This window comes from Pseudomonas sp. P4_C8, from assembly GCF_056401975.1.
Genome location: NZ_JBFUIH010000023.1, coordinates 50912 through 63210 on the forward strand (window position 1 = coordinate 50912; position 12299 = coordinate 63210).

The 12299-nt window shown below is 60.1% G+C and carries 9 protein-coding genes and 1 pseudogene; all 10 read left to right on the plus strand.

The genetic code is table 11. The features are described 5' to 3' along the window. The first annotated feature begins 273 nt into the window (after nucleotides 1-273). The 10 genes and pseudogenes from AC1DWM_RS16115 (at nucleotide 274) to fis (ending at nucleotide 12240) form a co-directional block, all read left to right on the plus strand. Complete coding sequence (locus tag AC1DWM_RS16115; RefSeq protein WP_223515195.1) at nucleotides 274-1944, plus strand: response regulator; 1671 nt, start codon at nucleotides 274-276, stop codon at nucleotides 1942-1944. Between the two features lie 1492 nt (nucleotides 1945-3436). Further along, a pseudogene (locus AC1DWM_RS16120) lies at nucleotides 3437-3943 on the plus strand (methyl-accepting chemotaxis protein); the annotation flags it as partial. Nucleotides 3944-4106: 163 nt separating this feature from the next. Beyond that, nucleotides 4107-5852 carry a protein-disulfide reductase DsbD gene (locus AC1DWM_RS16125; protein ID WP_477795630.1) on the plus strand — a complete coding sequence of 582 codons (1746 nt, stop codon included), beginning with the start codon at nucleotides 4107-4109 and terminating at the stop codon, nucleotides 5850-5852. A 131-nt stretch (nucleotides 5853-5983) separates the two neighbouring features. Continuing rightward, entirely contained in the window at nucleotides 5984-6436 is a 453-nt protein-coding gene (gene aroQ, locus AC1DWM_RS16130; RefSeq protein ID WP_223515185.1) for a type II 3-dehydroquinate dehydratase, read from the plus strand. Between the two features lie 48 nt (nucleotides 6437-6484). Next, nucleotides 6485-6946: an acetyl-CoA carboxylase biotin carboxyl carrier protein gene (gene accB, locus AC1DWM_RS16135; RefSeq protein WP_223515182.1), complete on the plus strand. Its 462-nt coding sequence runs from the start codon at nucleotides 6485-6487 to the stop codon at nucleotides 6944-6946. A gap of 17 nt (nucleotides 6947-6963) precedes the next feature. Then, a complete protein-coding gene (accC, locus tag AC1DWM_RS16140) occupies nucleotides 6964-8322 on the plus strand; it encodes an acetyl-CoA carboxylase biotin carboxylase subunit (RefSeq protein ID WP_477795631.1) in 1359 nt (452 codons plus the stop codon). Nucleotides 8323-8600: 278 nt separating this feature from the next. Then, on the plus strand, nucleotides 8601-9479 hold the full coding sequence (prmA, locus tag AC1DWM_RS16145) for a 50S ribosomal protein L11 methyltransferase (protein ID WP_223515176.1): 879 nt from the start codon (nucleotides 8601-8603) through the stop codon (nucleotides 9477-9479). A gap of 30 nt (nucleotides 9480-9509) precedes the next feature. After that, the gene (locus AC1DWM_RS16150; protein WP_477795632.1) at nucleotides 9510-10727 is read left to right on the plus strand and encodes a DUF3426 domain-containing protein; all 1218 of its coding nucleotides are present in this window, start codon (nucleotides 9510-9512) and stop codon (nucleotides 10725-10727) included. A 185-nt stretch (nucleotides 10728-10912) separates the two neighbouring features. Continuing rightward, nucleotides 10913-11923 carry a tRNA dihydrouridine synthase DusB gene (dusB, locus tag AC1DWM_RS16155; RefSeq protein WP_223515170.1) on the plus strand — a complete coding sequence of 337 codons (1011 nt, stop codon included), beginning with the start codon at nucleotides 10913-10915 and terminating at the stop codon, nucleotides 11921-11923. Further along, complete coding sequence (gene fis / locus AC1DWM_RS16160) at nucleotides 11920-12240, plus strand: DNA-binding transcriptional regulator Fis (protein WP_007907419.1); 321 nt, start codon at nucleotides 11920-11922, stop codon at nucleotides 12238-12240. The genes dusB and fis overlap by 4 nt, the downstream gene beginning before the upstream one ends. Nucleotides 12241-12299 lie beyond the last annotated feature (59 nt).

Consider the following 12299-nt stretch of genomic DNA (forward strand, 5'->3'; position numbering starts at 1 on the left):
CCGGGCGAATCATGCCGACGCAAAATCAGAATTCCCTGACAGACGAGGCTCGCCGCAGCGAAGGAAGTGGCCCTGAAGCGAAAAGGAAATCTCCTGAAACCGCCTGAATGCGGGGGCCGGCATAACGCAGCCCCCCAAACAAGACCGACCGGTCACAAACTGAATGACGCTGCATTACAGATAATTGCCGCACGACTCTCATCCCACTGAAAAGAGGTGCTAGCATAGAGCCACCAGTCGATCTCAGCATTTACCCTAACTAGTAGTCAGGATATGACCGAGCCAGAAGACCCCAGCCGTGAGCGCCTCAAGCACCACTTTGCCCAGCGGGTGATTCATCAGGCACGTCAAATTCTTGAGATCTGGCAGCGCCTGCAACGCAGTGAGTGGTCCACCGCCGACTTATCGGAGCTGAGCGAGGCCAACCTGCGCCTGCTGCGGTTTGCCGAGCGTTTCGAGCAACCGGAACATACGCAACTGGCGCGCCACATCGGTCAGTCGCTGGAGGCTGTCGACGCCAATCGCGGACGCCTGAGCAGCGGGCTGATCACCGATCTCAATCGCTTGATGCAACGCTTGTCACGCACCGGCCTGCGCCATGGCGATCAACTTGAACAAACCTTCCTGCCGCCACTGCGCAAGCCGATCTACGTGATGCTGCAGGATTACGACCGCGCCGAGCGTCTGGCCAAGCAGCTGGAGTTTTTTGGGCTCAGCGCTCAAGCCCTCGACAGCGTTGCGGCGTTCCGTTCTTCGATGGTCGAGCGCTTGCCCGCGGCGATCGTCATGGACGTGGACTTCAGTGGTGCCGGCATCGGCTTGAGACTGGCCGCCGAAGCCCAGGAAGGCCTTGATCATCAATTGCCGCTGTTGTTCTTCAGCCTGCACGAAACCGACACCCCGACCCGCCTCGCCGCCGTGCGTGCCGGTGGCCAGGAGTTTCTCACCGGCACCCTGGAAGCTTCGAGTCTGCTGGAGAAAATCGAAGTCCTGACCTGTGTCGCTCAGTACGAACCTTATAAAGTGCTGATCATCGACGACTCCCGCGCCCAGGCCCTGCACACCGAACGCCTGTTGAACAGCGCCGGGATCGTCACGCGCACGTTGATCGATCCGATTCAGGCCATGGCCGAACTCTCGGACTTTCAACCTGACCTGATCATCCTCGACATGTACATGCCGACCTGCACCGGTACTGAACTGGCCAAGGTGATCCGTCACAACGACCGTTATGTCAGCGTGCCGATCATTTACCTGTCGGCCGAAGACGATCTGGACAAGCAACTCGACGCCATGAGCGAAGGCGGCGACGACTTCCTGACCAAGCCGATCAAGCCGCGCCACCTGATCACCACCGTGCGCAACCGCGCGGCACGGGCACGAAATCTGAAAGCCCGGATGGTCCGCGACAGCCTTACCGGCCTGTATAACCACACGCACATTTTGCAATTGCTTGAAGACTGCAGTTTCCGCTCCCGCCGCGAGAGCAAGCCGCTGTGCTTTGCGATGCTCGACATCGACCACTTCAAACGCGTCAATGACAGCCACGGCCACCCCATGGGCGACCGGGTAATCAAGAGCCTGGCGCTGTTCTTGAAGCAACGCTTGCGCAAGACCGACTTCATCGGCCGCTATGGCGGCGAAGAGTTCGCGATCGTCATGCCGGACACCGACCTCCAATCGGCTTACTCAGTGCTGAATGAAATTCGTCAGCGCTTTGCCGAAATTCACTATCCCGCCCAGCCTCAAGACCTTCGGTGCACATTCAGTGCCGGCGTGGTGGAGCTGTGCGAACACTCCGACGGCCTGATGATGGCCAGTCAGGCGGACGAGGCGCTGTACCGCGCCAAGGATGCCGGACGCAACCGTGTTCAGGCGGCGCGAACATCACGGCAAAGTGCCACTTTTTTATCGAAATCCACCGATTCGGTCATAACGCTGTAACACAAACGCAATAAATTCAGGCGCTTACCATTCTGCCCTTGGTAGACACGCTATGCGCCTGAAGTTGCTGACCAATCTCAACACCCTCCTTTTAGTCGCCGTGTGTGTAGCCCTTGGCGCCACACTGTGGTGGTCGCAAAAGGCCCTGGAGCGCCCTTATCTTTTGATGGAGCGTTATCTAGGCCTGTCCCGGCAGTTTCAGAATGAGGTCGCGCGCAACATCGAGGACTACCTCGCCAGTGGCGATGCACTGCGCCTCAGCAGCGCCAGCCAGGCCATTGACGTCTTGCAAAAGGAGCTCGGTGAGCTGCCACCGGCGCTCGCCGACACCTTGCGCCCGAGCCTGTCGAACCTGGATGAGTTCAGCAAAACCGATCTGTTGGCCGCTGGCAAACTCGCGGGCGACCCGCAAGCGCTGCTGCTGCAAGCCGAACGCGAACTCGGCGCCAGCCTCGACCAACTCAGCCAATACGCCAGTGCGAACGCGGCCTACCTGACGCCGCTGCTCGCCGCCTCGCAACACTTGGGCAGGCTGTCTCTGGCACGGGACAAACTGGTGAGCAGTGGCCGCAGCGAATTGGCCGCCGACGTCGAACGCGAAGTGGCCAACATCCGCACTCAGGCGGAACTGCTGGGCAGCTTGCCGCTGCTCGGCGTCACCGCCAAGAGTGAATCGAACACCGATGATTTCGCGTCGATGATGGGCCTGGAGAACACCGAGAAAGCTGCCGCCGAAGACGCGGGGGTCGGCCTCAAGCGTGAACTCAACAGCCTGCTCTCGCGCTACCCGGCCGAACTGTCGCGCACCCGCGATCAGATCCAGAAGCGCACCGATCTGAGCGCCGCCACGCACCTGAAAATCGCCGCAGTGCAGCAAGCGATTGCCGGACTCGAGCCCGTGGTCCGCGCCCAGCACGGCCAGATCCAGGGCGAAGTACGGTTGATGCAGGGTGTGATGATCGGGCTGATCCTGCTGATCGCCTTACTCATCGATACCCTGCAACGACGCCTGGCCCGAACCCTGACCAACCTGGCGCCGGCCCTGTCTACGTGGGCAGAAGGCGACTTCAGCCGGGACATCGAACTGGGCAATACCAACCGCGAATTGCACGACATTCAAGCGTCGCTCAATCGCTTGCGCGCTTATCTGGTGGATCTGGTCGGGACCATTCGTCTCAACGCCGAGCAAGTCGCCGGCAGCAGCCGAACCCTGGCCGATTTGAGTAATGACCTGCACAGCGGTGCCGAACATCAGGCAGGCGACACCGCACTGATCCGCGATTCGCTCGGTGAACTGGAGGCGACGATTCAACAGGTCGCCGGCGATGCCAGCCAGGCAGCCGACGCCAGTCGTCATGCCGGCCTGGCAGTTGCGCACGGCCAGAAAGTCATCGGCCTGAGCCTTACCGGCCTGCATGCGTTAGTGGGTGAAGTGCAGGGTAACGCGCAGATGATCGAACACCTTGCCGAAGAATCGGCGACCATCGGCGGCGTGCTGACGGTGATCCGCTCGATTGCCGACCAGACCAACCTGCTGGCCCTGAACGCCGCCATCGAGGCAGCTCGCGCCGGCGAAATGGGTCGAGGGTTTGCGGTGGTGGCGGAAGAGGTTCGCTCGCTGGCGCAACGCACAGCAGGGGCCACCGCAGAAATTCAGACGCTGATTGCCGGCCTGCAAACCGCCGCGCGTCAATCGGTGGAGGGCATGCGCGCGCAGGTTGAACATGCCGAAGCCACGGCCAATCAGGCGCAAGCGGCCGACGGGGCGCTGGATAGAATCGTCGGGGCTATCCAGACCATTTCCGACACTGCCGTGCGCATTGCCGATGTCACCGCCCAGCAGAGCGGCGCGGTCAGCGAGATTCGTGACCACAGCGAGCGAATTCACCAATTGGGTGGGGATAACTTGCTGCGCATTGGTGAAGGGCGTGAGCAAGGGGAGAACCTTTTGGTGCTGGGCGGGCGGCTGCGTACGGCCGTTCAGGCCTTTCGCGTCTGATAGATCGCTATCGCGAGCAGGCTCGCTCCCACAAGGGTACGCTTTCCCCTGTGGGAGCGAGTCTTCTCGCGATAGCGCCAGAACAATCACCGCACAACGCCCCACCCTGCACACCCGCCCGCTGTCCGCTATCATGCCCCCAATTCCGATACGCGAGATTGTCATGCGCCGTTTGCTCTGCCTGCTGCTTTTAGTGCTCGCCCTGCCGGCCACCGCCGCCGGGTTGCCGGACACCCGGCCCAGTTCCACTCTGGGCGTGATCAACAACAGCGCTGACTTTCTGCCGGTGCGCGAAGCCTTTCAATTGAGCCTGATAGACAGCACGCCGCAGTTGATCAAGCTGCGTTTCGTCGCGACCGAAGGGTATTACCTCTATCGCCATCGTTTCCAATTTCGGGCTGACCCGGCCGATATAAGTCTGGGCGCAGCAATACTGCCCAAGGGCGAGCAGAAGCACGATGAGTACTTCGGCGATGTCGAGGTTTATCACGGCGTTGTTGACGTAGAAATACCGCGCACCGATCAACGTGCCTTCACACTGGCCGTGACGTATCAGGGCTGCGCCGACAAAGGCCTGTGCTATCCACCGGAAACCGAGCGCCTGAGCATTGAAGGCATCGGCACCCCGACCTCAGCGCAAAGCGTTGGCTGGCGCGAGCTTGCACTGTTCCTCCTCGCCGGCTTGGGCCTGACGTTCACCCCTTGCGTGCTGCCGATGCTGCCCATCCTGTCCGGTGTGGTGCTGCGTGGGCAGGTCGGTGGTTGGCGCGGCTTCAATCTGTCTTTGGCCTACGTGCTGCCGATGGCCGCCTGCTTCGCCCTGCTCGGTGCGCTGATGGGGATGTTCGGCGCGCAGCTCAACCTTCAGGCACGCCTGCAATCGGCCTGGGTACTGGTGCCGTTTGCGATGTTTTTTGCGCTGTTTGCGCTGGCGATGTTCGGCGTATTCGAACTCAAGCTGCCGCAGGCCATCAGCAGTCGCCTGGATCGCATCGCCGGCCGCACTGAAGGAGGTTCACTGTGGGGCGCCGCGGTGTTGGGCGTGGTGTCCAGCCTGTTGGTTTCGCCCTGCGTTTCCGCGCCCCTGGCCGGCGCGCTGCTGTACATCAGTGCCAGCGGCGATGCGCTGGGCGGTGGACTGAAACTGTTCATGCTAGGCCTCGGCATGGGCGCGCCGCTGTTGCTGGTGGCCACCGGTGGTGCGGCCTGGCTGCCGAAAAGCGGGCCGTGGCTGGTGTATGTGAAAAACGCCATTGGGGTGCTGTTGCTGGGATTGGCGATCGGACTGCTCAGCCGGGTACTGCCGGGCCAGATCACCTTGCTGCTGATCGGCTTACTGGCCGGCGGTGTCGGCTTGTTCATGGGCGCACTGGAGTTCGTCTACAAGCCCCCTCGAAAACGCCTGGGTCAGCTGCTGGGGATGTTCCTGGTGTTTTACGCACTGGCGTGCTGGTTCGGGGCGTTCAGCGGTCAGACCGATCCGTTCAACCCGATTGGTCAATCGCGCGTGATTGCGGGTAACGAACCACCGCAAAACACCGGAACCTGGCAAACAATCAGCACGCCCTCAGAGTTGGATCGCGTGCTCGCCGATGCTCAATCCTCCGGCACCCCGCTGCTGCTCGACTGGTACGCCGACTGGTGCATCAGCTGCAAAGTCATCGAACACGAAGTGCTCAACGACGCCACAGTCGTGGAACGCCTGCAAGGTTATCGACTGGTTCGTTTCGATATCACCGCCAGCAATGCCGAACAACGCGCCCTGCTCGACCGTTACAAGCTGTTCGGTCCTCCGGCCTTGATGTTTTTCGGCAAGGACGGTGTTGAACGCACCGATGTGCGAGTGATCGGCGAGATCAACGCCAAAGACTTCGTTGAACGTGTTGCGAAAGCAAATGACCAGACTTAAACACCCGGTCACATATTTCGCGCAAACATCGGCTATCGTGCTGGCTATTGCATAGAACTGGACAGTCACAAAGGCTTTGCGGCATAGTCGCCGGGTTCTGACACTTGCCCACAGATAACAAGGAACAGCAGATGGCGACCCTATTGGTGCTGCACGGCCCCAACCTGAACTTGCTCGGCACCCGCGAACCGGGCACCTACGGCGCTACGACACTGGCGCAGATCAACCAGGACCTGGAACGCCGCGCCCGTGAAGCCGGCCACCATTTGCTGCACCTGCAAAGCAACGCCGAGTACGAATTGATCGACCGCATCCATGCCGCTCGCGGCGAAGGTGTGGACTTCATTTTGATCAATCCAGCAGCTTTTACGCACACAAGTGTCGCATTACGTGACGCGCTGCTGGCAGTGAGCATCCCATTCATCGAAGTGCATTTGTCTAACGTGCACAAACGCGAACCTTTCCGCCATCACTCTTACTTCTCCGACGTAGCGGTGGGAGTGATCTGCGGCCTTGGCGCCAGCGGTTATCGACTGGCCCTGGAGGCCGCACTAGAACAGCTTGAAACACAGGCAACGGCTTGAACTACAAGCGTTAAACGCCCCTGACCGACCCTTGGGAGTTGATGATTCATGGATATCCGTAAAGTTAAGAAACTGATCGAACTGCTGGAAGAGTCCGGCATCGACGAGCTCGAGATCAAGGAAGGCGAAGAGTCCGTACGCATCAGCCGTCATAGCAAAACCCCGGCTCAGCAGTACTACGCACCGGCTCCAATGCACGCTCCGGCACCAGCGCCTGTTGCTGCTCCGGTTGCCGCTGCCGCTGCACCTGCTGCTCCGGCCGCACCTGTTCTGAACGGCACCGTTGCCCGTTCGCCGATGGTCGGTACGTTCTATCGCAAATCTTCGCCATCCTCGCCTTCGTTCGTTGAAGTCGGCCAGACCGTGAAAAAAGGCGACACCCTGTGCATCGTCGAAGCCATGAAGATGATGAACCACATCGAAGCTGAAACCAGCGGCGTGATCGAATCCATCCTCGTCGAAGACGGCCAGCCGGTTGAGTACGACCAACCGCTGTTCACCATCGTTTGAACCGCGGAGAAACTTTGATGACTGCGAAGTTGGAAAAAGTTCTGATCGCCAACCGCGGTGAGATTGCCCTGCGGATCCTGCGTGCCTGCAAAGAGATGGGCATCAAGACTGTCGCCGTTTACTCCAAGGCCGACAAAGAACTGATGCACCTGGGCCTGGCAGACGAATCCGTCTGCATCGGTCCGGCCTCGGCCGCGCACTCTTACCTGCACATCCCGGCAATCATCGCCGCAGCTGAAGTGACCGGCGCTACCGCCATTCACCCAGGCTACGGTTTCCTTGCGGAAAACGCTGATTTCGCTGAACAGGTCGAGAACTCCGGCTTCGCCTTCATTGGCCCCAAAGCCGACACCATTCGCCTGATGGGCGACAAGGTATCGGCCAAGCACGCCATGATCGCTGCGGGCGTTCCAACCGTTCCGGGTTCCGACGGCCCACTGCCTGAAGACGAAGAAACCGCTCTGCGCATCGGTCGCGAAGTCGGTTACCCGGTGATCATCAAGGCCGCTGGCGGCGGTGGTGGTCGCGGCATGCGCGTTGTGCATAACGAAGAAGACCTGATCTCTTCTGCGAAACTGACCCGCTCCGAAGCTGGCGCGGCGTTTGGCAACCCGATGGTCTATCTGGAAAAATTCCTGACCAACCCACGCCACGTGGAAGTCCAGGTACTTTCCGACGGCCAGGGCCACGCCATCCATCTGGGCGACCGCGATTGCTCGCTGCAACGTCGTCACCAGAAGGTTCTCGAAGAAGCGCCGGCACCGGGCATCGACGAGAAAGCACGCCAGGAAGTCCTCGCTCGCTGCGTCAAGGCCTGCATCGACATCGGTTACCGTGGCGCCGGCACTTTCGAGTTCCTTTACGAGAACGGCCACTTCTACTTCATCGAGATGAACACTCGTGTCCAGGTAGAGCACCCGGTTTCGGAAATGGTTACCGGCATCGACATCGTCAAGGAGATGCTCAGCATCGCCGCTGGCAACAAGTTGTCGTACACCCAGGACGACGTGGTGATCCGCGGTCACGCCCTGGAATGCCGAATCAACGCCGAAGACCCGAAAACCTTCATGCCGAGCCCAGGCACGGTCAAGCATTTCCACGCACCAGGCGGCAACGGCGTTCGCGTCGATTCGCACCTGTACAGTGGTTATGCCGTTCCGCCGAACTACGATTCGTTGATCGGCAAGCTGATCACCTACGGCGCAACCCGTGAAGAAGCCATGGCGCGCATGCGCAATGCGCTGGACGAAATCGTTGTCGACGGGATCAAGACCAACATCCCGCTGCACCGCGATCTGGTCCGTGATGAAGGCTTCTGCAAAGGTGGAGTCAACATCCACTACCTTGAGCACAAGCTCGCTGGTGAGAAGCACTAAGTTTCGACCCAATCAACAAAGCCGCCTTCGGGCGGCTTTGTTGTTTCTGGATATTTCATCTCACCTATTGCCATGCCCCCTTGTGGGAGCGAGCCTGCTCGCGAAGGCTATGTCCCATCCAATATTGAAATGACTGACACACCGCTTTCGCGAGCAGGCTCGCTCCCACAAGGAACTGCAAGGGCAAGCGACTCCCACAAAACCTCCGCGCTCGCGTAAACTTGCGCGCTTCTCGCAGCCCGCTAGGCTGCAATCAATATTTTTCAAAGGTGCCCGCCATGCCTTGGCTGCAAGTCCGTCTCGCCATCAGCCCAGAACAAGCCGAAACCTACGAAGACGCGTTCCTTGAAGTGGGCGCCGTATCGGTGACCTTCATGGACGCCGAAGATCAGCCAATCTTCGAGCCAGAACTCAATACCACACCGCTGTGGTCGCACACGCACCTGCTGGCCCTGTTCGAAGGCGGTACCGAAGCCGCCAGCGTATTGGCCCACCTTGAGCTGCTGACCGGCAGCCCGCTGCCCGAGCATCACAGCGAAGTCATCGAAGACCAGGATTGGGAGCGCAGCTGGATGGACGGCTTCCAGCCGATGCGTTTCGGTCAGCGCCTGTGGATCGTCCCGAGCTGGCACGCCGCGCCCGAGCCTGACGCCGTGAATCTGTTGCTTGACCCGGGCCTGGCGTTTGGCACCGGCACCCACCCGACCACCGCGCTGTGCCTGGAATGGCTCGATGGCCAGGACCTGAAAGACTGCAACGTGCTGGATTTTGGCTGCGGTTCGGGGATTCTGGCGATTGCCGCCCTGCTGCTGGGCGCCAAGGAAGCCGTCGGCACCGACATCGACGTCCAGGCACTGGAAGCCTCGCGCGACAACGCCGGGCGCAATAACATTGCCGAAGCACTCTTCCCGCTGTATCTGCCGGAAGATCTGCCGCCGGTCAAAGCGGACGTGCTGGTCGCCAACATCCTTGCCGGGCCGTTGGTTTCCCTGGCCCCGCAACTGTCCAGCCTGGTGAAACCGGGTGGACGCCTGGCGTTGTCCGGTATCCTCGCCGAACAAGGTGAAGACGTTGCCGCCGCCTATGCTCAAGACTTCGATCTGGATCCGATTGCCAATCGCGATGGCTGGGTGCGCATTACCGGCCGTCGGCGCTAGAATGAACGCCTGCATAAACCGGATCGCCGCATGACCGATAGCTTCGTCACCCAGTGCCCGCATTGCCAAACCAGCTTCCGCGTCAGCCATGCCCAGTTGAGCGTGGCCCGTGGAGTGGTTCGTTGCGGCTCCTGCTTGCAGGTATTCAACGCCGCCAAACAATTGCTGGAACAACGGGCCGGTAAAGAAGCCGTCAAACCGGTTGCCCCGGCCATCGCTGAACCGCCGGTGCAACGCGCTATCAGCCAAAAGCAGTGGACCGCCTCCGAACTGGATCTGGACAGCCTGGACCTGGACGAAGAGCTCGCCCGACTCGAACAGCGGGAAATCCAGCCAACCACAGAGTTTGGCCGGCACCGCGAAGACGGACTCAGTGCTCGTCGCGACTCTATCGAGCACGACGAAGAGCCGTGGTCCGATAGCCTCTTCAGCGAGTCGGCCGCCGACCGCGCCCAGTCAGCAGAAACCGAACAGCCGGAATCAGAACCTGAACCGAGCAAGCACTCGCGAACCGAGCCTTCGTTTTCGCTGGAGCCGGTTGATCTGGACGAAGAGCCCCAGGTGCCCCATCTGCGCCTAAACGACCCACTCGACGCCCCCCTCAACCACGAGCGCCTATCAGCGACCGAAGAACTCGACGACAACCTGCCATCCATCGAACCGTTGCGCAAACGTCGCGAGCGCAGTGAACCGGGCGTGCGCGCCGAGGCACTGCAGGACCTGACCGACGACCCACTGCAACTGGATTGGCAAAAGCGACGATCCCCCTGGGGCCGGCGATTGTTCTGGTTGCTCCTGGTCTTGCTTGGCGCCGCCGCGCTCGCGGGCCAATACATTGCCTACCAATTCGACGAGCTGGCCCGCCAGGACCAGTACCGCCCCTGGTTCCAGCAACTGTGCCCGAAAATCGGCTGCACCGTGCCGTCCAAAGTCGACATTGCCAAAATCAAAAGCAGCAATCTGGTGGTCCGAAGCCACCCGGAATTCAGTGGTGCCCTGGTGGTCGATGCGATCATCTACAACCGCGCCGCGTTCTCCCAGCCTTTCCCGTTGCTGGAACTGCGCTTTGCCGACCTTAATGGCCATTTGATTGCCAGCCGTCGCTTCAAACCCGGCGAGTACCTCAATGGCGACCTCGAAGGCATGGCGGAAATGCCACCGCAAACGCCAATCCACATCGCACTGGATATTCTCGACCCGGGCGCCAAAGCGGTGAACTACAGCCTGAGCTTCCACTCCCCCGAGTGAAACGCTTTACCGTTACAGGCTTGGCGGAAGATTTCTGACTGGTACCGTCCATACCTGACTGCTGGTAATAACAGCATAACTGTTCAGATTTTGTTCAATTCAGCCTTTATCCAGTCATCGAGAGCGGGTATCATGCCAACCCTTTTTCGAACTCTAATGATCCGGCCCCACAACAGGGAAGTCCTATGTCGGCGGTACGCATCGGTCCATATACATTGCAAAACGGCTTGATTCTCGCCCCGATGGCGGGAGTCACCGACCAACCCTTTCGTCAGCTGTGCAAGCGATTGGGCGCGGGGCTGGTTGTCTCGGAAATGGTCACCAGTGACATGAGTTTGTGGAACACCCGCAAGTCGCGGATGCGCATGATCCACGAAGGTGATCCCGAGCCACGCTCGGTCCAGATCGCCGGTGGTGATGCACAGATGCTGGCGGACGCGGCCCGGGCCAACGTCGAACTGGGCGCGCAGATTATTGATATCAACATGGGTTGTCCGGCGAAGAAGGTCTGCAACAAGGCTGCCGGTTCCGCGCTGTTGAAGGATGAAGCATTGGTCACCGAGATCCTGCAGGCCGTGGTGGCTGCGGTTGATGTGCCGGTGACCCTGAAGATCCGTACCGGCTGGGACCGGGACAACAAGAATGGTTTGACGGTGGCAAAGATCGCCGAGCAGGCAGGCATTACGGCGTTGGCGGTCCATGGCCGCACCCGTGCCGATCTGTACACCGGTGAAGCCGAGTACGACACCATTGCCGCGATCAAGCAGGCGGTGTCGATGCCGGTCTTTGCCAATGGCGATATCGATTCACCCGAGAAGGCCCGGTACGTGCTCGATGCGACCGGTGCCGATGGTTTGTTGGTAGGCCGGGCTGCCCAGGGGCGGCCATGGATTTTTCGTGAGATCGAGCATTTCCTGCGTACCGGCGAAAAACTCCCGGCGCTGGAATTGATCGAGGTGGAACGCATTCTGCTAGAGCATCTGGCCGCCCTGCACGTTTTCTATGGAGACGTGATGGGTGTCCGTATCGCTCGAAAGCATGTGGGCTGGTATCTCGCAACCTTGCCGGGCGCCAGGGAGTTTCGCGCCCACTTCAATCGTTTGGAAGATACGGAAGCACAATGCGCCAACGTTCAGGGCTTCTTTGCCGAACGTTACAAGAGCCTGACAGGGGACGGAGAAGGGGTGGCCGCATGACGATGATGACCGAGACTTTAGTGAGTGGAACAACACCCGTGAGCGACAACGTAAATTTGAAACAGCACCTCAATACGCCCAGCGAAGAAGGTCAGACCCTTCGCGGGAGTGTCGAGAAGGCGCTGCACAATTATTTCGCCCACCTTGAGGGCGCTGCCGTCACGGATGTGTACAACCTGGTGCTCTCCGAAGTCGAGGCTCCCCTGCTCGAGTGCGTGATGAACTACGTCAAGGGCAACCAGACCAAGGCCAGCGAGCTGCTAGGGCTCAACCGAGGCACGCTGCGCAAGAAACTCAAGCAGTACGATTTGCTGTAAGCATTCAATCAAACCAGAAAGGCGCCCGCGTAAAACCGGTCGCCTTTTTTGCTGACTCC

Bases quoted from the DNA above. Each gene is read 5' to 3' on its own strand.
- AC1DWM_RS16115 (WP_223515195.1), top strand. From the start codon at position 274: ATGACCGAGCCAGAAGACCCCAGCCGTGAGCGCCTCAAGCACCACTTT.
- AC1DWM_RS16125 (WP_477795630.1), top strand. From the start codon at position 4,107: ATGCGCCGTTTGCTCTGCCTGCTGCTTTTAGTGCTCGCCCTGCCGGCC.
- aroQ (WP_223515185.1), top strand. From the start codon at position 5,984: ATGGCGACCCTATTGGTGCTGCACGGCCCCAACCTGAACTTGCTCGGC.
- accB (WP_223515182.1), top strand. From the start codon at position 6,485: ATGGATATCCGTAAAGTTAAGAAACTGATCGAACTGCTGGAAGAGTCC.
- accC (WP_477795631.1), top strand. From the start codon at position 6,964: ATGACTGCGAAGTTGGAAAAAGTTCTGATCGCCAACCGCGGTGAGATT.
- prmA (WP_223515176.1), top strand. From the start codon at position 8,601: ATGCCTTGGCTGCAAGTCCGTCTCGCCATCAGCCCAGAACAAGCCGAA.
- AC1DWM_RS16150 (WP_477795632.1), top strand. From the start codon at position 9,510: ATGACCGATAGCTTCGTCACCCAGTGCCCGCATTGCCAAACCAGCTTC.
- dusB (WP_223515170.1), top strand. From the start codon at position 10,913: ATGTCGGCGGTACGCATCGGTCCATATACATTGCAAAACGGCTTGATT.
- fis (WP_007907419.1), top strand. From the start codon at position 11,920: ATGACGATGATGACCGAGACTTTAGTGAGTGGAACAACACCCGTGAGC.